Origin of the sequence: Parapedobacter sp. ISTM3, from assembly GCF_016533505.1 — a bacterium.
GTDB classification, from domain to species: Bacteria; Bacteroidota; Bacteroidia; order Sphingobacteriales; family Sphingobacteriaceae; genus Parapedobacter; species Parapedobacter luteus.
This window is the reverse complement of the sequence record NZ_JAENGN010000016.1, coordinates 110,027-133,527: the sequence shown is the minus strand read 5'-3', so window position 1 is coordinate 133,527 and position 23,501 is coordinate 110,027. Positions and strand designations below refer to the sequence as shown.

Here is a 23,501-nt window from a genome sequence, read left to right as displayed (position 1 = left end):
GCCTTAGCCGTTTCCGTACTTGTCAAACTGTTTAACACACTTAAATTAACACCGGTATTGGTAACTGCAGCATAAGTATTGTTTTCAATCCTTGCAACTAAATATTGGCCGTCATAACCCCATAAATAGGTAGTCGGAGGCCCGTCATATTCCTGAAATTCAAGCGGGTTGCCGAAGGCATCATAACGGGAAAACGTTGCGACCCGATAGTTATTTCCTTCGGCGTCCTTTCTATAGTAATGCTGCGGTGCTATAACACCACCCCAAGTCCCATAATCAATCCGCGAATAGTCTACGATTTTACCATTTTTAAGGACTGTTTTCTCAATTGGAACTCCAACCATGTTTGCCCCGACCAAAATCGGATAGAGGGGCAACGTGATTGATGTGAAATTTTTTGGGTACATGGTACGTTCAAACACTGTAACACCGTCCGAACCAGTTTGAGCAACTTCGGAAACCTTATAATTCTGGGCATCGTATTTATAAGTTTTTCGTACGGAAACCCGTCCATTGCCCATCAGCTCACGCTTATCTGCTATATCCAATTGCACATTGAAATTGCTGTATGCACTCACGATTACATCAAAGCGATTACTATTTAGAAAGGCTGTCCGGGCATTGCAGTGTATCGGACCGTCATACAGATCTGTTATGCTAACATTCGTATAATTATGGCTAAGATTGTTTATTTTGTACCGATATTCTTCGACTACTAAGCTGTCTGCACTGCTACTAAGGTATGTCTGCTTTTGAAGTTTACCATTCAATGCATGGCTAAATATATCTTTAGGAACAAACTTCTTTCCTTGAGAAAAATAACTTTCCACCGCCACATTATTAAAATGTTTTACCGTTTCTCCTTTATTATTCCCTTGTGGATCCACATCCCTGATGACCACTCTTGAATATCCGATTGGCGAAGGTGCATAGCCATTGGCATAACTATAGTAATTGTCTGAATGGAAATAGTCGTAAGACCTGTATTCACTCACGATGGTAATTACTCCACCCCCTACGAATTTTTGGTACCTTGTGTTCTCCCTATGGAAGAACCTCATGGGATATACCAGTTTTCCTGATGGTTTACCGTTTTGGTCTATGTAGTGGAAGCTCTTCGTGCCTGCCAGAACATTACCACTCTCATAGTTTCGAATAGTTTTGATACGTAGACCGCCAACATACGAATCATATTCCTGAGACATATTGATGCCCTCAAAGTAGGTTAGTTCAGCCAAAACTCCATTATTGAATGTATAACCTTGGTCGGGTAAATTACTGCCAACATTAGCAGCCAAAACTACGCCGCCTACCGGCAATGTGATCTCGTCCTCAATAGTAACCGTCCTCGTTCTATTAAACTCTTGCTTTTGTTCATCGGTCGTTATCGCGTAACGACGGGTCACCGGCGAAGGAGACCCTACATTGGTTACCAACACGACATTGAATGCATTGAAATCGGTCAAGTTATATGTAGTTGCTTTAATAAGTATCTTTATTTTTGCTCGCACTTCTTGCGTCACCGCGAACTGGACCATTGGGGTACTAAATGAAGTGTTCCTGTTATTGATCACCCGTTGGTAATGCCCGGTTCCCAAGCTCTGACTGGATTTGACGTAGGTGACATTGTTCACTCTATGGGGTTCATATTCAAATTCGGTTCTCCCGCCGGTAGGATACGTAATGCTTTTAAGCGACCCAGCAACGACATGTGCTTCACTAACTCCTCTATTGGCCGCAGCAAACTGCAGTTGCGGGTTGGGAATGTTTTCTTCAAACGCTAGAGACGCTGCTGTAGGAAGTAGCGTTCGATTAAGAGAAAAAATCGAACTATAGGACGCGCCGCCTATTACGTTACCTGCGAATGTATTGTTTTGCCCGTTATAATATCCCCAGAAATCTTGTGAGAATGACGTTTTGTAAGGAAGCTGCCCGTGGTAGGTAAACCCATACTCCTGCACTTCTGATCCTGTTCCCCGAATCAATAACTTGTTTAGCCGTAAACGCTTGGTCACATAGTCTAACGTGGAGGTCTCTGAGCCAACAGCGGCCCCTAAAAAATAATCTTTTTGGAATTCGATGGTCTTAACCAGACTCCCCTCCCTCCGGTTATATATTCGTATATAATTCAGTGCTGGCGCATTCCTGAAATCGACGCGCGAACCGGTGACAAACACAATACTATCAAGTGCTGACACTAGATATGTTGGATATCGCGCATAGAATTCTGAAACATGTGTTAATTTACGCTGGATGCCTACCGTTCCCTCTTGTTTGTCGACGACCATGTCCGATAACTGAGGTAACATTTGGATGCCCTGAACAGTGTTATGTACGATTTTTAGCAACTCCTTGCCTTGGAACACGACATTGGTCAAATGCCAAGTATTGTTCAGCTGATTATGCATCCCATCATACCGGTAATATTCATAGCCGTTGAAAAAGTACTGATAACCCAAGTCGTCAACAATTTTCCAGCCACTCGTTGTCTTTTCAATCGTGTACGGCTTTTTCTCTCCGACTATGACAATATTGTTTGTTATCGGTGCTATGTAGAACTTTATGCTATTACCTAAGAAATTAGCGTGGTACACGTCCCTTTCGCCATTCCCATTGAAACTCTCGTTGATCATACGCTCATTTGGCAAAGCCAAATTGGGATCATCGATGCCACAATCCATCATGGGAAAATGAGTACCCAGATAACGGCTAGGATGCCCTCCCGACAAGGGCGCACGATTTATAGTGCTTTGCCAGTCGTTATTGTTGGCATATATAATCGGGTTATCTGGCCCGCCGACAGGTTCGACCGTGATGGTTCCCAAATTTGTCAAGTTCCAACCCAGCCCCACCCAACTTGCCTCGTCCTTGACCTTGATACCACCCGCGTGGTAATCCAAGGAAAGCGGCAGTTCTGTGTTCTTTAACTTGATGGTGTGGAAAGGTATTGAAATGGAAGGCACACCAGTATATTCACTGACGGGTATTTCGCCAAATCGCTGCCCCCACGAAATTTCTGGAGTCTGCGGCACAAAATTTGGAACGGATAGTGTTTGCGAGTTGGCTTGACAAACAAACGCCGTGAACAGCAGTAGGCATGCAAGGATTCGGAATGTTATCATAACAATTTGGATTAGATTTTGAGCTTTTCGGTTAATTGACTTGTAAACTCCGACATTTTCACTTGACATCACCCAAATGTGCATATTCAAGGAATCTGGTTAACGGTATTTGCATGATTATATCTCTTTGTCCAACAAAGCTACGCCGAGAAGCGATTGCCTATGATACGTCCAGGCTATAAATTTGATAGGCATAGGCTATAAATGTGATAGCCTGTGCCTATCAAATAGCAAACGGGCTATGTTTTCACACCGCATTTGTATACTTTCACCGGCATAAGTCAACGCATGCAAAAGCGACCTACACACCTTCGGGCCGGAGCATTGCTCTTCGCGCTTTTAATAGCGGTCATCATCGGGGTGATGACGGCTGGGTTGCTGCTGATTCTCCAATATAACCGGCAGTACGCCGCGCATACCCTCCGACAGGAACGGCTGCAACGGCATCTGGCCTCAGCGACCAATTTGTTGCTCGTCAGCGGGCCGGTGGACGAAAAAGATACCCTTGCCATGAGCTTGTTTGGCGATGGGCTGGATAGCGTCTCCCTCATCCGTAAGCCTTGGGGGGTGTTTGACGTGGGTGTCGCCTATGCGCATGAGGGACGGGATACATTGGCTAATGTGTTCTTGATGGGCCCCTTGCCTATGGCTAACGAACGGTATGCGCTCTATCTGGCCGATGAATACCGACCGCTATCGATATCGGGCAAAACCCGCATCCAAGGGGACGCCTATCTGCCGGAAGCGGGCATCCGCAAGGCTTACATCGAAAATCAGGCTTATGCCGGTGACGAAGTGATCTATGGCGGAGCTATCCGGCGTAGCCTGACCGAGCTGCCCGCGCTGAACAGTACCGTACTTGGCCGGTTGATTCCATACCTTCAGCATGAAGATACAACCTCGTGGAAACGTATGGCTGATGATTGGTACAGCACAGGGGGCCGGGATTCGTTGACGCAGCGCTTTGCCGGATCTCCTTACCTGCTCCATAGCCGGGATAGCCTGACCATCGCCGGCCCGCCCATCACCGGCCAGGTGGTGCTCGTAGCGGACAGCGCCATCACTGTCTCGGCAGATGCGCTGTTGGACAACGTCTTGCTGTTTGCACCGTGCATCCGGTTTGCAGATGGATTCAAAGGCCGCTTACAGGCGTTCGCTCAAGATTCCCTCATCATCGGGCGCGAATGTGTATTTGCATACCCGTCGGTGCTTGGGCTTGTGAACGTACCGAAAGACAGCCTTATTCATGAATTTCAGCCGGTGATAAAAATAGATAGCGCCAGCGTGGTCAATGGGTTGGTGTTTTCACACTTTCCGGGCAGTGAGCAGCTATTGGCGGTAATCAGATTGGAAAAGGGAACCACAATAAACGGACAGGTATATGCGGACGGATTGCTGGAATTGAAGGGCACGGTAAACGGCGTAACCCTGTGCCGCAGGTTTACCTTGCAAACACCGTCTAGCCTGTACGAAAATTTTGTGCTTGGTGGTGTAATGGACGGCACCCGGCTACCGCCCCACTACGGGGGCAGCCCGCTGCTGAACGCCGGGAGAAAGGGCAAGGTACTGGCATGGCTGGATAAAAAAACGAAGAAAGAAAGAAATCACTGAAAAATACGCGCATCATGGCTGCACAGCTTGTATACCGCCGTCTGAAAGCTTCTACCTTGGTGGAAGTACTGGTAGCCTTGGTCATCATCACGCTGGTGATGGCCATTGCAGCTACCTTATATGCGAAGATGGCGCTAAAACGACCAGACAACTTGGTGGGCTTGCAACTGCAAATGAAGGCCATCGCTGCAGAAACCAAGCACAGCAAATACGGCCATGCCGAACGGTATACGCTGGACAACGGCGTGACCATTGACAAGGAAATATTGCCGTACCAAAACGATACGCTGCTGAACGTGCTGGAGCTAAGGGCACACAAACAGGGCACGGGGGAGGTGGCCGTATACCGCGAAATTCTCATTGACAGCCAATGAAAAGCCGCAAACATAGGCTGCACGCATTTACCATGGTGGAAATCATGGTAGCGCTGGTACTCACGGCACTGGCCATCTCTTTTGTCTACACGGCGGTGCGCTTGGTCCAGCGCCAAAGTGATACACTTGCCAGCCAGTTGGACCGCTATGGGGAATTCAACAGGTTCCATCGGGCGTTGCAGGCAGACGCTGAGGATGCGGATGAAATGCAATATAACGGCACTGGTATTGACTTTATCGGTAGGCAACGGCTGGTTCAATATTCGGTGTCGGACACGCTGTGTGTCCGGCATGAGGGCATGGTGGCCGATACATTTCGCATCCGGGCAGACAGCCTTCGCTGCTGGTTTGGAGGCCAGCAGTTGGAAACTGCCGGACAGGTGGTTGATTTGAGCATATTTTCGGTATCCATCGAGGATAAGCCCCTGTCCATCACGATAAGTAAATGGTACGATGCAGCAACATTGATTCGATTAATACAAGCGACGGAATGAACAACGGCATTGACATCAAGAAAATCAGGGCGGCATCGCCGACCCGTGCGGCTGCGGCTACACCCGGCGGACAACGCAATCCGCCGAAACTTGCGGCATGGCTGTCTAAAGATTATACATTGTTTTCGCCCTTCGGCGATAAGCAGAAGGAGTCCTTATACCACGAACTGGGTATCCTGCTTCAGGCGGGCATTGACTTAAAAGCGGCGTTTGATATGCTAATCGGCCAGCAGCAGAACAAAAAAAATGCAGCGATGCTTGCCGAAGTGCAGGCGGCGGTGGTGCAGGGGAGCTCTCTTTCGGCGGCCATGCAGCAACATCATCCGTTTACGCCATACGAATACCATAGCGTACAGATCGGAGAGGAAACAGGCAAAATCGCCGCTGTCTTGCAAGACCTTGCCCGATTTTTTCGCAAACGCCTTAAGCAGAAACGCCAGATCACCAGTGCGCTTACCTATCCCATCATCGTAATGCTCACCTCGTTTGGGGCTATCTTTTTTATGATGAACTTCATCGTGCCGATGTTTGGCGACATCTTTGAGCGCTCTGGCAATGCGCTCCCGCCCATCACTCAGCTTATCGTATCGTTATCAGCGGGTTCGCGCAAATATGCGCCGCTGATCGGCATTGCGCTGACAGCTCTTATCGCGTGGCTTTACTTCCAGCGCCGCAATGAATGGAACCGCCGGTGGATGGCTTGGCTGATGATTCGCCTGCCCGTATTTGGGGGGATGATCCGAAAGGTGTACCTGGCCCGCTTCTGCAATTCGATGGCGTTGCTTACGGGGTCGAAAATCCCGCTGATACGTGCGCTGCAGCTTTGCCGCCAAATGGTGGGCTTCTACCCCATCGAGCGCTCGCTCACCGCGGTGGAGGAGCGTGTCATGCATGGCCATTCGTTGCATAGCAGCCTCGCCTCCTTCCCTATCTATGATACCAAGCTGGTGTCTCTGGTAAAGGTGGGCGAAGAGGTCAACCAACTGGCTGATTTTTTTGGCAAGGTGGCCGATCAGTACAACGATGAAGTAGAATACCAGTCGGCTACGATAGCGGCGTTGCTGGAGCCCTTGATCATTGTCTTCCTCGGATTATTCGTAGGCCTTATCCTCATCGCAATGTACTTGCCGATGTTCCAGATGGGCGATACGTTTGGATAATGCGGCGTGTGTAATTTTTACCTATCTTTATCCGGTATGCGGCTAACCTTGAAAGGCTTAATAACTGGCTTATTGCTGTTTTCGTGCTTCGGAGCTTATGCCGAAGTGCCCAAGCTATCGCTATCCAGGCCCCACCACTATACGACGCAGCAAGGGATGGTCTTTGACAAGGTAAACAGCTTTGCCCAGGACAAAGCGGGATTCATCTGGATAGCGACTGAAGACGGGTTGAGCAGGTTTGATGGAAAAACATTCCGCAATATAAAGTACGATACGCAACGCATCAATGGGTTGGCGGGCAATTACATAACGCAAATGCATACCGACGGGCAGGGAAACATGTGGGTCACCTCGCGGAATGGAATCAGTAAATACGATAATTCGTCCGAATCATTTGTACACCATCAATTATTGGCCACATCCAAAGGGCGGTATAAAACCGATGTCAGCTCGATAAGCCGCTCGCGGGAAGATAATGAGTTGTGGATTTCGGCCAACGGACTCGGCTTATTCCGATTCAATACGCTCAGTGGTGATTTCAAGCGCTATACCTCGGAAAGCCTTCCTGGCCTGAGGTCCAATATGGTGACCCGCATTTTGCAGGATAGCCGTGGGCTGGTGTGGATAGGGACTCAAGATGCCGGATTGCAAGTGTTCGACATGACCAATGGCGAACTTTCACTGTACGAACCGCTCAAAAAATTACAGCATGAAAACAGCTATGCGCGGGTACACCATATCTATGAGGATGCAGGTAAAAGGATATGGGTGGCAACCAATAATGGGATGCTTCTGGTAGACCCGAAAACGGGCTATCGGCATTGGTTTACCGCTGATGAGCTGGGACTGCCCAGCAATCGGTTTCGGGCTATCGTCTCAAGAAATATGCACGAAATCTATATCGGGTTGGAAGATGGTGGTGTATACCGGTTCAGCATCGTGCAAAAACAGGGACTAACCGTTCTCAGCCGTATGCCGGCTGTGTCGGATCCAAACCAACCGGCGGCGCTCACGAACCGCTCGGTATCGTCCCTTTTTTTTGACCGCGATGGCAACCTCTGGATTGGGACGACAGGCGACGGTGTTTTCCTCCTGCCGAGACCAAAATACAACTTTGAGAATCTTCGGCACGTTGGTCCCTTACCGGCCGCCGAGCGAAACAGCATTCGCTACTACGGCCTTTCGGAAGATGCAGAAGGCAACTTGTTTGTCGGCACCGACGGCCACGGCATTTTCGTGCTCGACGGGTCAAATCGGCTTGTCGGCCATTACCTGGCAGATGGCCGGCCCGGAAGCATAATGGATAACGCTATCCTTTACGCTTACCGGGATAGCCGGGATCGGATGTGGTTTGGCTCATACAACGGTGGGCTGTCAATATACCGCAAGGCAACGGGCGACTTCCAGTCGTACCGGTTCAGCCCGGATGAAGAGGGCTCACTGGGTGGGGATGATGTCCGTGTCATTTTCGAAGACAGCAGGCGACGGCTGTGGATCGGCAGCAACGGTGGCGGGTTGAACAGACTCCACGAAGCTACCGGGAAATTCAGCCGCTACCTCCATACCAACTCTGATATCCCATCCAATGATATCCGCGCCATTGCGGAAGATCTTCAAGGCAACCTCATTATTGGCACCTATGGTGCCGGCATGACCTACTTTAATCCGGAAAGGGAGCAATTTATTCCGTTTACGGCCAATCCTGCTGACGGCGGATTGGCCAACGAGGTAATCTATGCACTGCATGTTGCCACAGGGGGCAAACTTTGGATTGCTACTGAAAGTTTGGGGTTATTGGTCTATGACCTGCATAAGCATCGGATCATCAAACATTATAACGAACGCAACGGCCTGGCCAGCAATACCGTCTTCAGCATCAAGTTTGACTTGGACTCGTCATGCTGGGTGAGTACCAATAATGGGCTATCGAAGATTGATCAGCGTACGGGTGCGATCACCAATTATTCGTCTTCTTCGGGCATCCAAGCGGGTATCTTCAATCCGGGATCGGCCCATTTCAGTCTTCGTCGCGGACTCCTTTTCTTTGGCGGCACGGCCGGCCTCACCTACTTCAACCCCCGGAAGCTCACATCAGGCATGCCCCCAAAACCGGTAATGCTGACCGCTCTGGAAATCTTCGGCGAACGGATCGACGCCGGCGACCCCTGCGGCCAGCCGATCCTGCCCCAAGCGCTAAACGAAACATCTACCTTGACCTTAAAGCCCTTCCAATCGACGTTTACCATTCATTATTCATCGCTGGAATATGGCTATGCCGACGAAGTTGATTATGCGTATAAGCTGGACGGGCTTGATGCCGACTGGAATTTCGTCAAAGGGCAGCAGCCCGCCACCTACCGCTACCTGCCACCTGGCCATTATACTTTCAGCGTGGGGATCAAAAGTGGAAGCGACGTATTGGAGGGCAGTGTCAAAACCTTAAAAGTCATCGTGCTGCCGCCCTGGTATAAAAATGGATGGGCCTACCTCGGCTACCTGCTGGCTGCTTGCACCGTGATCTACTATTACTTGCGCTACCGCCGGCAACAGGAACGGCTGAAATACGAACTGGCTATCTCGCGCATCGAACGCGAAAAGGAAAAGGAATGGAATGAACTGAAAATGAATTTCTATACCCGGCTCTCCCATGAATTTCGTTCTTCGCTCACGCTCATCCTCAATCCGGTGAAAGACCTGCTGAATAGCGGCCCGCCACCGCAGCTTGAACCGTATGTAAACACGTTGCATGCCAATACTTCCCGCCTGTTGCGCCTGGCCGACCAAGCCTTGAACATCCGGAAGGATGATCTGATAACCGAGAAAGTCATGTGGGAAGAGTTGGATGTGGTCCAACTGGCTAACGACGTCATGGCTTGTTTTACTAACCAAACTAACCGGAAAAAGATTAGCATGACGCTGCTCGCCGATGAAGAACACTTCCTGATCCGAGCTGATAGGGAGAAATTGGAAATCGTGGTTTTCAACCTGTTGTTTAATGCGGTCAAGTTTACCGACCAAGGCGAGGTCTGCATGAGCATCAAACGGATACACAATAAGCTGCTGGAAATTGCCGTAGCGGATACGGGGTGTGGCATTCCGGACTCGGTGGGGCCCCGCCTCTTCGAACAGTTCTACCAGGGAACGGCATCGGATGGTCACATACCCAAGGGGTTTGGCATTGGACTTTGGATGGTGAAATCGCTCGTAGAACTACATGGCGGCAAGATCAATTACCGCAGCGAGCGAGGGCAAGGGACAACATTCACCATCTTGCTGCCTCAGGACCTCCCCATCCCTCCGGCAGCTGACAAACCGCCTGAAAACAACGTTTCGGGAAACGATATGGCCCGGAAAATATTGGAGATGCCAAAGCCAACCAAAATCTTGATTGTGGAGGATGACATCGAGCTTGCGGGTTATCTCAAAGTGCTGTTCGAGGCGGACTACGGGGTAAGGCTCACAGACAATGAAGCCGATGCATTGGAAATCGTGGGTGCGGAATTGCCGGATATCATCGTATGCGATATCATGCTGACCGATGGCAATGGTATCGATTTCTGCCGTATGGTGAAGCAGACGGTTTCTTGGAAACACATCCCGATTTTGCTGATCACGGCAACCAAAGGTGCACAGATACAGCTCGAAGGAATGGAAAATGGTGCGGATGATTTTTTAGCTAAGCCGTTTGATAAGGATGTGTTGCTGGCTAAAGTGAGGGCCCTCCTCAAACGTGCAGCAAACCTACGGGAGTATTTCTTCAACAGCCTGACCGATACCGTAGGGCACCAGAAATTATCTGGCGAAGATAAAACGCTGCTCGACAAATGTGTGTCAATTATTGAAGCTCATCTTGAAGATGATGACTTTAACGTCCATGTATTGGCGGACCGGTGCGGAATGACCTACGCGACGCTCTCCAACCGCATCAAGGAGATTAACCGGCAGACACTCAACAGCCTAATCCGCACCGTACGGCTACATCGTGCCGCACAGTTGCTGCTTACCACCGATAATGCCGTGTATGAAGTGGCCTACAAGGTGGGAATGAAAGACGTCAAGTATTTTAGGGAACAGTTTGTCAAACTGTATAAGCTGAACCCGTCTGAATTTGTAAGGAAGTACCGCAAGCCGTTCCACGAAATCCACCGCGCAAACTGATATCCATCTAATTTACCCCCTACGATTTTTGTTTTTACCCCTCACTCCTGAATGGGTGTATGCCTGACATTTGTCATCAAGTTATAAACCAATCGTAAAACTATGACTAAAGATGTACAATGTGCAATGCACTGCCATGGGAGTCTTAACCGACCGATGTGCTTGCTCCTGACGGGATGGATATGCATCCTCCATGTGTTTGTGGCCTTTGGCGCAACGCCTTTGCCAACGGATGGCTCGCGGCCTTCTGCATCGCAACGTTTGCAAACCACGGTGTCGGGCACCGTACGGGATGAGGCCGGAAACCCGATGGCTGGCGTGACCGTGAGCGCGAAACAATCGGGGATCAACACGGTAACGAACGAAGAGGGCCGCTACCAACTCGTCCTCCCAGCCGGCGAGGCGGTGCTGACATTCAGTTTTATCGGCTATATCACGCAGGAAGCGCGTGCCGATACGACGCCAGACCAGACGTCGTTGGATATCATCTTGGTGGCAGACCCACAGGCGTTGGAAGAAGTCGTGGTGGTGGGATACGGTACGCAGCGCAAGGCAACCATCACAGGCTCGGTATCGGAAGTAAAGGGCGGCGACTTGGTAAAAAGCCCGCAGCCAAACCTCTCCAACTCGCTGGCGGGCAGGTTTTCTGGTTTGGTGGCAACCAACCGGGGTGGCGAACCGGGATACGATGGTTCGCAAATCCGGATTCGGGGGATTTCCACCACGGGAAATACGGATGTGCTGGTCGTCGTTGATGGTGTGCCTGGACAAGTAGGTGGCCTGGAACGATTGGATCCCAATGATATCGAAAGCATAAGCGTATTGAAGGATGCGGCCGCAGCGGTATACGGCAGCCGCGCCGCTAACGGCGTTATCTTGGTGACTACCAAAAAGGGAAACCTGGGCAAACCAACCGTGTCATATTCATTCAACCAGGGATTCTCCTCGCCAACACGGCTACCTGCCATGGCCGATGCAGCCACGTATGCAACAATCCGAAATGAAATCGACTACTACAACAATCCAAGTGGCGGAATGAACCAGTTTTATAGCGAGGAGGATATCCGCAAGTTCAGGGATGGGTCTGATCCGGATCGTTTCCCCAATACCGACTGGCAAAAAGAAGTGCTCGCCGCTACGGCACTCCAAAACCAGCATAACCTGTCCGTCTCCGGTGGCACGGAAACCACCCGTTATTTCGTCTCTGCCGGAACGTTGATGCAGGATGGCCTTTTTAGAGAAGGTGTCACAAAATACAATCAACATAATTTTCGCTCGAATATTGATATGGATGTGACCGACCGGTTCAAAGCAGGGTTGTCTGTCGCTGGGCGCGAAGAGAAACGCCGGTTTCCGACGGTGGGCGCCGGCGATATCTTTCGCAACATCTATCGGGCTTATCCAACGGTGCTGGCCCGCTATTCGAATGGACTGCCCAGCACCGGAATCGAAAATAACAACCCCGTGATGATGGTCACCGATGCGGGCGGCACCAACGACAATCCGAAGCTGGTATTTAACGGCATCCTGCGCGCCTCTTACCAGCTGCCTTTTCTGGACGGATTGATGGTGGATGGCTTCCTTTCGGTTGATAAATCCCAGGAATCGGGCAAAAATTTCATAACCCCTTACCTCGTGTACAGCTACGATGCTTCCACAGGCCAGTATGACCCCAGGACCGTGGGCGAAGCCCGCGCTCAGCTTCAACAGTTCCAGGAAAATACCACACTCACAACCGCACATATCAAGCTGAATTATGAACAGGCATTTGGCGACCATAACATCAAGGCGTTTGCTGCCTACGAACAAAGTGAACGTGAACTTGCCCGCATGGAAGCCGGACGGCGTAACTTCCCTTCGCCGCTCACCCCGGAGCTCTCCCAAGGGGGCACTGCGCTGGAAGATCGCACCAATGCCGGGCTTAGCTGGCGCGAAAGCCGCACCAGCTTCATTGGCCGGGCGAACTACGATTATAAAACACGTTATCTGCTTGAAGTGCAGCTGCGGGTAGATGGGTCGTCCATCTTTCCGAAAAACAGTCGATTTGGCTACTTCCCCGGAATTTCTGCCGGATGGCGGATTTCAGACGAAAATTGGTTCAAGCAAAGCGTATCGTTCATTGATGAATTGAAATTGCGTGCTTCCTATGGCGAACTGGGCGGTGATAATGTCGGCGCAAATCAGTTTATAAATAACTACATCTTCAACAACAGCTACACACTGGGTAGTGGCATCTACGCGGGTGTGGACCTCGCGAAGCTGGCCAACCCGGAGATTACCTGGGAGGTATCCAAGAAAACCGACATCGGCTTCAATGCTCGGCTCTTCAATCGTTTTGATTTGGAAGTTATCTATTTCAACGAAAAACGCTCGGATATACTGCTGCCTCGCAATGCTTCCATCCCAGGTACCACGGGTATTGTCAACCCTTTCGACACAAACAATCCGCTGGTTCCTTCTGAAAACATCGGCCGCGTGGACAATCGTGGCTTCGAAGCCACCTTGGGGTACCAACGCCAGGGGAATATCACCTTCGGCATTGCCGCAAATGCCACGTTGGTGCGCAGCAACGTGGTGTTTATGGACGAGGCTCCGGGCATCCCCGAATATCAACGGCAAACCGGCCGCCCGCTAAACACGTACTTACTCTATCGCACCCTGGGAATTTTTAGAACACAAGCTGATCTGGACGCCTACCCCCACGTCCCTGGCGCTGGACTGGGCGATCTGATTTTTGAGGATTATAATAACGACGGTCAAATCACAGCCGACGACATGGTGCGTACCGATTTGGGTAATATCCCCCAACTTACGTTTGGCCTCACCCTCAATGCCAGCTATAAGAACTTCGACTTTTCAGCGGTATTCGCGGGCCAGGGCAAGTCCAGACAGTACATCTTGTCTGAGGCGGGCACGATAGGGAATTATTTCGATACTTGGGCAGAAAACCGGTGGAGCCCTTCAAATACGGCGGGTACGTATCCCCGGGTGAGTGAAAGGGCTTCTTCTTCCATCAGCGGGGGGCTGTATAGAAATGACTTTTGGCTCTTCAACACCGCTTTTGTAAGGCTAAAAAACATTGAACTGGGCTATACGATACCCCAAAGCCTCGTCCAGCGGATTGGCATTGGCCGCCTGCGCGTCTTTGCCAATGGGTTTAATGTCTTTACGATCACCGGGCTGAAAGATTTCGATCCGGAAGGCTCCAGCGAAAGCGGACAGTTTTATCCACAGCAACGCATCATTAACCTGGGCGTAAATGTTGGCTTCTGAATCTAATACTTATACACCATTATTATGAAAACGTTTAAAAAACTCCATAACATACTGCTGCTGGGATTGGCTATGCTCGCCGGTTGCAACAAGGACTTTTTGGATGTGGTTCCGACAGACCGCGTTTCAGATGCTGCGATATTATCAGACTCAGTGCTATTTGAATCATTTGTCATCAATCGGTATATGGGGGTGCGGCTTACGGACAAGGAGGCTGAAGGCACTCCCCCGGGATTTGGCCGGGGATTTGAATATGCCCTGTGGTCTTCCCTGACGGATGAATCGGTCTACAATAATGATGACAATACCTGGCTGATCCAACGTGGGCAGCTCTCGCCGGAAAATACAGGCATCGCCGGGACACTCTGGAAACGAAGTTACCGAAGTATCCGCGAATGCAACTTTGCACTGGCCAACATCGAGCAGGTACCCATGAGCGCCGCGCGCAAAAACCTCCTCGTGGCTGAGCTTAAATTTATCCGGGCATTCCGCTACCATGATCTCATCAGGAACTATGGCGGAGTACCGCTAATCGGTGATAAGGTCTACCAATTGAACGACGATTTTACGGATCCGGCGCTTTTTAGACGGGAGGACATCGCCTCCTGTATGTCGTACGTGCTGGGGCAGCTGGATGAGGCTGCGGCTGGCTTGCCGGAGGATAACAGTTCAGCCTGGCTGCTGGGCCGGGCTACGAAGGGTGCTGCACTGGCGCTGAAATCGAGACTGGCGCTCTATGCCGCCAGCCCGCTTTACCAAACGGGCACCTGGGACCAGGCCGTGGATGCTGCCGCCGCGGTCATGGCACTGAATAAGTACAGCATTTCTCAGGGTGGCTACCGGGAGCTGTTCAGGAAGGCTTCTACGGACAATGAAATCATCTTTGCCCGCTACTATACCGTCGGTGCGCGCCATGTGCCCATGGAAATCGCCAATGGACCAAACGGCTACGATGGCTGGGGCGGGAATGTACCCTTGCAGAATTTGGTGGATGCTTACCGCATGGCCAACGGCATGGCGATTGACGAGGCCGGGTCTGGGTATGACCCACAGCAGCCTTACCTCAATCGCGATCCGCGCTTCTATCAAACCATTCTCTACAACGGTGCTCCTTACCGTGGCCGCAATGTGGAAACTTTTGTGCCCGGCGGCCGCGATAGCCGCGATGGCCCCTCCAACTGGAATACCAGCCGGACGGGCTATTACCTGATGAAATTTACGGATGAAGATATGCCCATCAATAACCCCTGGAATATTGCGGGACTTCAACCTTGGATTTACTTCAGGTATGCCGAAATCCTGCTAAACTTTGCCGAATCGGCAAACGAATTGGTGGGGCCCGATGCCGTCCCTGCTGGAGCAACGCTATCGGCCAGGGAGGCCATAAACCTTATCCGCTCGCGCGCCGGCGTGGCAATGCCGGACGTGCCTACCGGGTTGGGTCCGGATCAATTCCGTGCCTTGGTACGCAATGAGCGGCAGGTTGAGCTGGCCTTCGAGGAACACCGGTTTTATGACGTCAGACGGTGGCTGATTGCCGAGCAGACGGAAAATGAACCGGCATACGGTATAGAGATAACGCGGAACGGCGATACCTTCAGCTATCAGCGTAAGATTGCCCTGGATGGCAGGAGCTTTATGAAAAAGCACTATTGGCTGCCTATACCAAGGGAAGAAATATTGGCTTCAAATAACCTACTGGAACAAAATCCGGATTACTAAATCACACAAAAACGGCTATTAAAAACAAGCAACATCTTCTTAGTACTTACAATATTCAATCATGCAAATAAAACACCTTTTTTCGCTCAGCACACTTGCGCTTTCGCTGCTTCTGCCTGCCGCTCTTTGCGCGCAGCTGTCAAACCAATCGGTACGCTTGAATGACGATTGGAAATTCCACCAAGGCGACCTCGATAGCGGTGCTGCAGCCAAATGGGATGATGACAATTGGCGACCGGTAAATCTGCCGCACGATTGGAGCGTGGAAGCTCCGCTGAGCCCCACGCTGGCCAGCGCTACCGGGTACCTGCCCGGAGGTATCGGCTGGTACATGAAACAGCTCCATATACCCGCTGATAAAGAAGGTAAGCAGGTGTATATTTATTTCGAAGGGGTATACAACAACAGTGAAGTCTTTGTAAACGGACACCTTGTGGGCAAACGCCCCAATGGATATGTGTCTTTCCAATATGACCTTACGCCTTATGTCAACTTTGGAACGGAAAACACGATTGCGGTGAAGGTCGATCATAGCCGGTATGCCGATTCGCGCTGGTATACCGGCTCGGGGATTTATCGGAATGTATACGTGACGTATGCCAATCCAGTGCATATCGACCTTTGGGGGATAAGCTATGCTGCGAAAGATGTCAAAACGGATATGGCTTTGCTGGATGTAGAAGCTAAGGTGAAAAACACAACCGACGCGCCGGCGGAAGTGACCGTCGTACAGGAATTATTCCAACGAGGCAGCAGCAAGCCGGTGGCAAAGGTGCAAAAACGGCAGCAGGTCGCCGCAAAAAGTGTAGCAGCTATTGCACAGGAAATGCGCGTGCCGTCTCCAAGCCTATGGTCTGTGAATAACCCCAACCTGTATACCCTGCAAACCACCATTGTCCGACAGGGAAATACGATCGACGAAATGGCCACCACGGTCGGTATCCGTACCTTGACGTTTGACGCCAACAAGGGGTTTGCACTCAACGGCGAGTGGATGAAGTTAAAGGGGGTCTGCATACACCACGATGCTGGCGTTCTTGGTGCGGCCGTCCCCCGGCAAGTGTGGCAACGGCGGCTGAAAAACCTCAAAATGCTTGGCTGCAACGCCGTCCGGATGAGCCACAACCCACAAGCGCCGGATGTATATGACCTCTGTGATGAGCTCGGATTACTGGTCATGGACGAAGCATTTGATGAATGGAGGCATCCAAAGCGGAAATGGATTGAGGGCTGGAACGTCGGTACGCCCGGCTTCGATGGGTATGCGCCGAATTTCGAAGAATGGGGAGAAACCGACCTGCGCGACATGGTGCTGCGTGACAAAAACCACCCTTCCATCATCCTGTGGAGTATCGGCAATGAGGTCGATTACCCCAACGACCCGTATTCGCACCCTGTACTTGACGGCGCTACTATCGGACAGAAGGTTTATGGCGGCTATCAGCCGGACCGGCCCGATGCCATGGAACTGGGCGATATTGCCAAGCGATTGGTAACGGTGGTCAAGGAGCACGACACGTCACGGCGCGTCACTGCTGCCCTGGCAGGCGTGGTGATGTCAAATTATACCGGTTACCCGGATGCGTTGGATGTGGCGGGCTATAATTATACAGAAAACCGCTATGAAGAGGACCACCGCACGTACCCCGAACGCATCATTTACGGCAGCGAAAACAGGCATGATTTAAATGCGTGGAAAGCTGTGCGTGACAACGACTATATATTCGGCCAGTTTCTGTGGACCGGTATTGACTACCTCGGCGAGTCAGGAAGATGGCCGTCTCGGGGATTTTATTCCGGATTGCTCGACTTTGGCGGGTTTATCAAGCCGAGGGGCTACTACCGGCAGTCGCTATGGGCCGAAGACCCCATGGTGTATATCGGCACCTACCCACTCCGCCACCGCGGACGGCAGCAGACGTCAATAGATGCATGGCCGATATGGAACTATGCCGAAGGCGATACAGTAAGGGTGGTCAGCTACACCAACTGTGCTGATGTGCAGCTGGTGCTAAACGGTACGCAGCTGGGTACGCCGCCCAGCTTTGATGAGGAAACCGGCGTATATTATTGGGACATCCCCTACCGCGCCGGCAAGCTGGAAGCCATAGGCTTAAATGAAGGCGCCGAAGCTGCTCGCTATGCCATCCATACGTCAAACCGCCCATACCAGCTTACGGCAAGTGCCGATCGCTCGGTGTTAAGCGCGGATCGGGATGTCGCACACATAACCATCGGCGTAACCGACGAAAACGGAATACCGGTGATGATTTCGGACGACAAAATCACCGTGGAAATAGAAGGCCCCGCAAGACTGCTGGGGCTGGAAGGCAGCAACAACTCCGACATGAGTGATTATACCGATAATGTCCACAACGCTTACCATGGCCGGTTGCTGGCATATATCGAAACCACCCGCGAACCGGGCACGGTGACCGTAAGGCTTTCCAGTCCGTGGTTAAAGCCGGTCGAATTGAATTTGGATGTCCAATAGCGCCACCGATGAAACAACGAACGCCCGCATAAGGAAATCTCCGTAAAATGTGTTATATTTACCTGGCAAATGGGCAATAGGAAAGATATTGAAACAATCGCAGACATTCGGCTGCTTGTCGATACGTTTTACGGAATGGTAAGGCGCAATGCGCTTATCGGCCCGGTCTTCAACAACGCCATCCAGGACCGCTGGCCGGAACATTTGGACAAGATGTACCGTTTCTGGCAAACCGTTCTACTGGGCGAACATACGTATGGTGGCAGCCCGTTTCCGCCGCATGCTCCTCTACCTATTGAAGAAGCACACTTCAACACCTGGCTGGGACTGTGGCGCGATACGGTGGATAGCCTTTTTGAGGGTGAAAAAGCGGAAGAGGTTAAATGGCGCGCGGAAAAGATGGCTGCGATGTTTTTATCTAAAATAACGTATTACCGCCACCATCCATCAAAACCTTTACGATAAAGACGATGCTGCCTTTACCGCCTGCCGGTACAACGCGCTATCGCCCTCGACCAGGCGCTTGAGTACCTGGCGATACTCCGAAAGCAACACGCGGGCGAAATCCGGATCGTGCACGGCGATTTCGGATGCGTTGTCAATGATGTCGGCGTATTTGATCGTCTGTGCATTTGGCGAAATATTGGCCAGCCGATCAAGCTCCAGCTGTTTACGCGTTTTGCGGTTGAATTGCGGGTAGTCTTTTTTGATATAAACATCAGTCAGCTCCACGACATAGGTCATCGTCTCCCGGGCCATGCTTTCGGGCATAAGGCCATGGAGAAACCTGGAGAGCTGCGCTGCATCCACCGCGGTATCTTCCAACACATCGTGCAACAAAGCCGCGGCATGGATAGCGGCACGGTCTGTATGAAGTTTGCAGCGCTCCATCACACGGATGGGATGTGAAATGTAGGGTTCTGGGGTGTACTTACGCGTTTGCCCTTCGTGGGCGTTCGTTGCGAATGCTAAGACCGCATCGATTATTGCATTCATGCTGCTGTGGTTTGATTGCTGACGGCCCGTTTACTTCGTTTGTGCCGGCCCGTCGGCCGATTTTCGCTCTGCTGTTGTTTTGATTAGCTGCAACGCTTTTTCCCACATTTCTTTGTGTGAGGGAATGCTCGAATACCAGTTGTTTTGGGTTCATCATGATGAAAAGTTAATGTTGTTCCGGGAAACCAACTCGACGTATTACAAACTTAGGTAAAGTTGCTTTGATATGCAACGATAATCGCAGGGACCCTGCGGGTCATTTTGCCGCTTTGGATATTAGCGGCAATTTAATTAAGTTTGCTATGTAACTTAAAGACAAACTAACTGATTACGGTATTGTTACCTTATCAAATTACAAAACCATAAAACAAATACGATGATGAATTCACGCCGTGATTTCCTGCAAAAATTGGCTGCTTCAGCCTTAGCTATGCCTTTCTTGTCGTCATACGATGCATTCGGCCATGCTGACTTTCGCCTACCCGTCAGCCAAGGCCCCGTACTGCGGGTGGCACTGATGGGCCTCGGGGGATACGCTTCTCGTGTGGCAGAGGCCATGCAATCCTGCAAACGGGCAAAAATAACCGGCTTGATAAGCGGCACGCCTGGCAAGCTCCAGGAGTGGGGCGCTAAGTACCAGGTACCGGAAAAAAGCCGTTATAACTATGAAAATTTTGATAACATCAAGGACAACCCCGACATCGACGCGGTGTATGTAATCACGCCCAACGCACTGCACCATGACCAGGTCATCCGCGTGGCGAAAGCGGGGAAACATGCCATCTGTGAAAAGCCTATGGCGCTAAACGCTAAAGAAGGCCAGGAAATGGTGGATGCCTGTGCCAACGCCGGCGTCAAACTCCTGGTAGGCTACCGCATGCATTTCGAACCGAAAACACTCGAGGTGGTCCGGATGCGGCAGGCGGGCGAATTGGGGAAAATCATGTTCTTTCAGGGCCAGTGCGGTTTTCGCATCGGCGACCCGAACCAATGGAGGCTCGACAAAGCATTGGCTGGAGGTGGTTCGCTGATGGACATCGGTATTTACGCCGTAAACGGTGCCCGCTACATGGTGGGCGAAGAGCCGGTGTGGGTCACCGCACAGGAAACCAAAACCGATACCGCCAAATTCAAGGAGGGGGTGGACGAAACCATCCAGTTCCAGCTGGGCTTCCCCAGCGGCGCAGTGGCGTCATGCTTGTCTACATACAACATGAATTACCTCGACCGCTTTTTCCTCAACGGCGAAAAGGGCTTTGCCGAGCTGCAGCCCTCAACCGGATACGGCCCCATTAAGGGCCGCACAAACAAGGGCGAGCTTACCCAACCTCATGTGACGCACCAGACCTTGCAAATGGACGAGATGGCGGGCATTATCCTCGATAACAACAAACCGGTCGTGCCGGTGGATGGCGAGGAAGGTTTGAAAGACCTGAAAATCATGGACGCCATCTATGCCGCGTGTGCAACCGGCCAACGGCAGGAACTAAGGGGCTAAGCAGCAACCGCCCACTTGCCGGATTTTTTCAGGTAGCGCACGGTCAGGTAGTAGACCGCCAGCGTCAGCAGCACTACAATGAACCACCCATTGCGCGTGGCGGCATCCCAACGCCAGTGGGTGTACTTGAAAAAAAGGATCAGCGCTATGCCTACGAGCCAGACCACCTGCGTATTGTATTCCTTGATGAGCCATCTCCGCCATAAAAAATGCATGCCGGAGATGGTTTTGGCAAGCCCTACCGGATTGATCAGCCAGCGATGCACGTTTTGGGCATAGGCCTCGAACTCAACGCCGAATTTACGCCGCAAAAACTTTTCTTCTGCCAGCACAATGGCTTGATAGATAAATAAAAAAAGCGGAATAAAAAACAAAAGGTACAACAGTGAATTGACAAGAATGCCCACACCAAGCAACATCAGGATGTTGCCCACGTACAGCGGATTGCGGCAATGAGCAAAGATGCCATTGGTTACCAACCGGTCGGCATATACTTTTTTGTCTTTGCCCCCACGTACGATATATGCCAGCGAAATCGTCATGCCCCGGATGAGCTGTCCGATAACGGTAATCGCCAGCCCGATGATCAAGGGGTACCAGTAAAAATCGGGGCCGAAATCCCGCTCGCTGAATAGCGGTGGCGACGGGATAAACAGGGCGAGGTAAAGGAAGATGAACAGGTAATTGCGGTACCTAAAGAAAAAATTGCCAATGCGCACCATAAATAGTTAGTTTTTAATGGCGATGAATCCCGAAAAGTTATACCACTTGAAAAACACTTCGGTGTGGCCGAAACCGGCCTCCATCAGCATTTTCATGTTTTCGCTGAGCTTGTATGGAATCAACACATTTTCTAACGCTTCCCTTTTCTGGGCAATTTCAAGCTCGCTATACTGATTGCGGCGCTTATAGTCATAATAGTAGGTGATAAAATTGCGGTTGAACAGGCTGTCTTCCGCCAATATCTTTTCGGCTATCAGCAGCACGCCCCCCGAAGTAAGGCCTTCGTAAATCTTACGGATCAACTTTTCTCGGTATATCGGCCGTACAAACTGCAAGGTAAGACAAAGTATGACGACCGAAGCATTTTCGATGTGGAAGTCGTGATGAAGGTCGGCATGCTTCAACGCATAGTCCCGCATAAGGTTTGCTTGCTCAAGTTTTTCGGCGCACTTTGCGAGCATGTCTGTCGAGTCATCCACCCCGATGAAACGGACGGTACTATCCACGTAGGGGTCCAGGTTGAGGAAAGTCGTACCCGTGGAGCAGCCCAAATCGTAGACGTTGGTGCCCGGTACGGCGAAATCACTGGCTTGTTCAATAATCATCCGCTGGATCTCGTTGTAAAAGGGTACCGAGCGCTCCACCATATCGTCGAATGCGTTAGCCACCGTAGCGCCGAATTTAAAGTCTGAAGGCTTTTTGATCACCTCACTGAATACACTGTCTTTAGTACTGCTCATAAAGTTTTTTCCAGCTTATAAGGATTGATGGCGACCAAAGTAGCCGTCGAATCTGGAAAAAAACTGGAAAAATCAGTGCTCTTCTTTAAAATACAGCTTGTAGAAATTCATTCCTTTCTCCTCGTCGTAGCCTTTCTCGATATATTCCCGCTTGCCGTGCACATAAATGTGAAAGTTCTTATCCAGCTTGAGTACACTTTTGAAGGCGGCCTGAACCTTTTTTACCGCTTGGTTGGAAATGTCAAACTGGTCGCCGAACGGCGATTCATATGCCTCCTCAAACTGTTGCCGGTAATCGTTGAATAGACTGATGGCCTTCGGATTGCCCAGCACCTCTTCTTCAAACTCTTCCTGCTTGAATGTTTCTTTGTCTTTGAAGTAATCCATCGACCGGTTGAGTAAGTCGATTTTGTCTGTACGCTCCAGATCGAACGCTTCGTCCAGCCCTTCATCGACGAACTTTTTGTATACTTTCAGAAAATTGCCTGTTTGGTGAAAAGCATCGTTGCGTATACGCAAGCCCAGGAAATCATCTTTCCAATAAAGGGCTTCCTGCTGGCGGTTGGTCTGATCGACGACCAGCACCTTATACCCCTCTTCCTGTTCGGTGTTGACGATCAAGCAGCCTTTATCCAGCTTATTGATGTTGATGGCTTCCTGCTCATAATCGACGTCGAACGCTCCTTGGCGAGGCGATACCTTGAGGTATGTTTCTTTATGCTCGGATTTGAAAATGCCAACAGCCTCATGGAGCTCCCCTTCAAGCTGGACACCGCGCAGGCGCACAACGTATAGCTCACCGCCTTTGATATTCGGATGATTGGACGCTTCAAACAGGTGCTTACATAGCTGCTGGCTCAACTCGTGGAACCCCAGCTCCCCTTGGAAAAAAGCCTTCGAGAAATGGAAAACCTCGTTGAGTGCGAGCGTACCACTGGCGTGAAACAGCCGATAAACTTCATTGACCTTGGCAAACGGGCTTAAGAAATAATGCATCAGCAGTTGCCCCAGCAGTTCGTCTTCCAAGGCAATGGGGTGGTCACTGAGCACATAAAATTCATCTTGTAGCTTATTGCCCACCCGGTGGATGGCCAACTGTTCGATAACAGCATCGGTATGGTAAAACATGGTACTTG

At 50.8% G+C, this 23,501-nt stretch carries 15 protein-coding genes; 10 read left to right on the top strand and 5 right to left on the bottom strand.

All coding sequences use genetic code 11. From position 1 onward, the window contains the following. Positions 1-3,212 (bottom strand): hypothetical protein (locus tag JHJ32_RS18625; RefSeq protein WP_200121987.1); only part of this gene is annotated, 3,212 nt, incomplete at its 3' end. A gap of 198 nt (positions 3,213-3,410) precedes the next feature. On the opposite strand from JHJ32_RS18625, the gene JHJ32_RS18620 reads away from it, so the two are divergent. From JHJ32_RS18620 to JHJ32_RS18580, 9 genes are all read left to right on the top strand, one after another. Next, the gene (locus JHJ32_RS18620; RefSeq protein WP_200121986.1) at positions 3,411-4,733 is read left to right on the top strand and encodes a hypothetical protein; all 1,323 of its coding nucleotides are present in this window, start codon (positions 3,411-3,413) and stop codon (positions 4,731-4,733) included. Positions 4,734-4,747: 14 nt separating this feature from the next. Next, complete coding sequence (locus JHJ32_RS18615) at positions 4,748-5,107, top strand: type II secretion system protein (protein ID WP_200121985.1); 360 nt, start codon at positions 4,748-4,750, stop codon at positions 5,105-5,107. Next, positions 5,104-5,601, top strand: a complete 498-nt coding sequence (locus JHJ32_RS18610) for a type II secretion system protein J (RefSeq protein ID WP_200121984.1) — start codon at positions 5,104-5,106, stop codon at positions 5,599-5,601. Before JHJ32_RS18615 ends, JHJ32_RS18610 begins: the two co-directional genes overlap by 4 nt. Next, entirely contained in the window at positions 5,598-6,761 is a 1,164-nt protein-coding gene (locus tag JHJ32_RS18605; RefSeq protein ID WP_200121983.1) for a type II secretion system F family protein, read from the top strand. Before JHJ32_RS18610 ends, JHJ32_RS18605 begins: the two co-directional genes overlap by 4 nt. Before the next feature lie 36 nt (positions 6,762-6,797). Next, positions 6,798-10,919, top strand: a complete 4,122-nt coding sequence (locus tag JHJ32_RS18600; protein ID WP_200121982.1) for a two-component regulator propeller domain-containing protein — start codon at positions 6,798-6,800, stop codon at positions 10,917-10,919. A 102-nt stretch (positions 10,920-11,021) separates the two neighbouring features. Then, on the top strand, positions 11,022-14,192 hold the full coding sequence (locus tag JHJ32_RS18595) for a TonB-dependent receptor (RefSeq protein WP_233632753.1): 3,171 nt from the start codon (positions 11,022-11,024) through the stop codon (positions 14,190-14,192). A gap of 24 nt (positions 14,193-14,216) precedes the next feature. Next, positions 14,217-15,914: a RagB/SusD family nutrient uptake outer membrane protein gene (locus JHJ32_RS18590; RefSeq protein WP_200121981.1), complete on the top strand. Its 1,698-nt coding sequence runs from the start codon at positions 14,217-14,219 to the stop codon at positions 15,912-15,914. A gap of 61 nt (positions 15,915-15,975) precedes the next feature. Next, the gene (locus JHJ32_RS18585) at positions 15,976-18,408 is read left to right on the top strand and encodes a sugar-binding domain-containing protein (RefSeq protein WP_233632752.1); all 2,433 of its coding nucleotides are present in this window, start codon (positions 15,976-15,978) and stop codon (positions 18,406-18,408) included. A 69-nt stretch (positions 18,409-18,477) separates the two neighbouring features. After that, positions 18,478-18,873 carry a group III truncated hemoglobin gene (locus JHJ32_RS18580; RefSeq protein WP_200121980.1) on the top strand — a complete coding sequence of 132 codons (396 nt, stop codon included), beginning with the start codon at positions 18,478-18,480 and terminating at the stop codon, positions 18,871-18,873. Here JHJ32_RS18580 and JHJ32_RS18575 read toward each other — a convergent pair. Beyond that, positions 18,865-19,404, bottom strand: coding sequence for an HD domain-containing protein (locus tag JHJ32_RS18575; RefSeq protein WP_200121979.1), 540 nt, complete (start codon positions 19,402-19,404; stop codon positions 18,865-18,867). The two genes, JHJ32_RS18580 and JHJ32_RS18575, sit on opposite strands and share 9 nt — an antisense overlap. Before the next feature lie 376 nt (positions 19,405-19,780). Here JHJ32_RS18575 and JHJ32_RS18570 point away from each other — a divergent pair, with 376 nt between their 5' ends. After that, positions 19,781-20,902, top strand: coding sequence for a Gfo/Idh/MocA family protein (locus JHJ32_RS18570; RefSeq protein WP_233632751.1), 1,122 nt, complete (start codon positions 19,781-19,783; stop codon positions 20,900-20,902). On the opposite strand, the gene JHJ32_RS18565 is transcribed toward JHJ32_RS18570, so the two are convergent. The 3 genes from JHJ32_RS18565 to JHJ32_RS18555 all read right to left on the bottom strand — a co-directional run bounded on the left by JHJ32_RS18565 (position 20,899) and on the right by JHJ32_RS18555 (position 23,493). Beyond that, complete coding sequence (locus JHJ32_RS18565) at positions 20,899-21,624, bottom strand: isoprenylcysteine carboxylmethyltransferase family protein (RefSeq protein ID WP_079715727.1); 726 nt, start codon at positions 21,622-21,624, stop codon at positions 20,899-20,901. The two genes, JHJ32_RS18570 and JHJ32_RS18565, sit on opposite strands and share 4 nt — an antisense overlap. A gap of 6 nt (positions 21,625-21,630) precedes the next feature. Further along, positions 21,631-22,365: a carboxy-S-adenosyl-L-methionine synthase CmoA gene (cmoA, locus tag JHJ32_RS18560; RefSeq protein ID WP_200121978.1), complete on the bottom strand. Its 735-nt coding sequence runs from the start codon at positions 22,363-22,365 to the stop codon at positions 21,631-21,633. 72 nt (positions 22,366-22,437) lie between these two features. After that, positions 22,438-23,493: a nucleoid-associated protein gene (locus JHJ32_RS18555; protein WP_079715725.1), complete on the bottom strand. Its 1,056-nt coding sequence runs from the start codon at positions 23,491-23,493 to the stop codon at positions 22,438-22,440. Positions 23,494-23,501: the final 8 nt, after the last annotated feature.

Bases quoted from the DNA above. Each gene is read 5' to 3' on its own strand.
- JHJ32_RS18620 (WP_200121986.1), top strand. From the start codon at position 3,411: ATGCAAAAGCGACCTACACACCTTCGGGCCGGAGCATTGCTCTTCGCG.
- JHJ32_RS18615 (WP_200121985.1), top strand. From the start codon at position 4,748: ATGGCTGCACAGCTTGTATACCGCCGTCTGAAAGCTTCTACCTTGGTG.
- JHJ32_RS18610 (WP_200121984.1), top strand. From the start codon at position 5,104: ATGAAAAGCCGCAAACATAGGCTGCACGCATTTACCATGGTGGAAATC.
- JHJ32_RS18605 (WP_200121983.1), top strand. From the start codon at position 5,598: ATGAACAACGGCATTGACATCAAGAAAATCAGGGCGGCATCGCCGACC.
- JHJ32_RS18600 (WP_200121982.1), top strand. From the start codon at position 6,798: ATGCGGCTAACCTTGAAAGGCTTAATAACTGGCTTATTGCTGTTTTCG.
- JHJ32_RS18595 (WP_233632753.1), top strand. From the start codon at position 11,022: ATGACTAAAGATGTACAATGTGCAATGCACTGCCATGGGAGTCTTAAC.
- JHJ32_RS18590 (WP_200121981.1), top strand. From the start codon at position 14,217: ATGAAAACGTTTAAAAAACTCCATAACATACTGCTGCTGGGATTGGCT.
- JHJ32_RS18585 (WP_233632752.1), top strand. From the start codon at position 15,976: ATGCAAATAAAACACCTTTTTTCGCTCAGCACACTTGCGCTTTCGCTG.
- JHJ32_RS18580 (WP_200121980.1), top strand. From the start codon at position 18,478: ATGGGCAATAGGAAAGATATTGAAACAATCGCAGACATTCGGCTGCTT.
- JHJ32_RS18575 (WP_200121979.1), bottom strand. From the start codon at position 19,404: ATGAATGCAATAATCGATGCGGTCTTAGCATTCGCAACGAACGCCCAC.
- JHJ32_RS18570 (WP_233632751.1), top strand. From the start codon at position 19,781: ATGATGAATTCACGCCGTGATTTCCTGCAAAAATTGGCTGCTTCAGCC.
- JHJ32_RS18565 (WP_079715727.1), bottom strand. From the start codon at position 21,624: ATGGTGCGCATTGGCAATTTTTTCTTTAGGTACCGCAATTACCTGTTC.
- cmoA (WP_200121978.1), bottom strand. From the start codon at position 22,365: ATGAGCAGTACTAAAGACAGTGTATTCAGTGAGGTGATCAAAAAGCCT.
- JHJ32_RS18555 (WP_079715725.1), bottom strand. From the start codon at position 23,493: ATGTTTTACCATACCGATGCTGTTATCGAACAGTTGGCCATCCACCGG.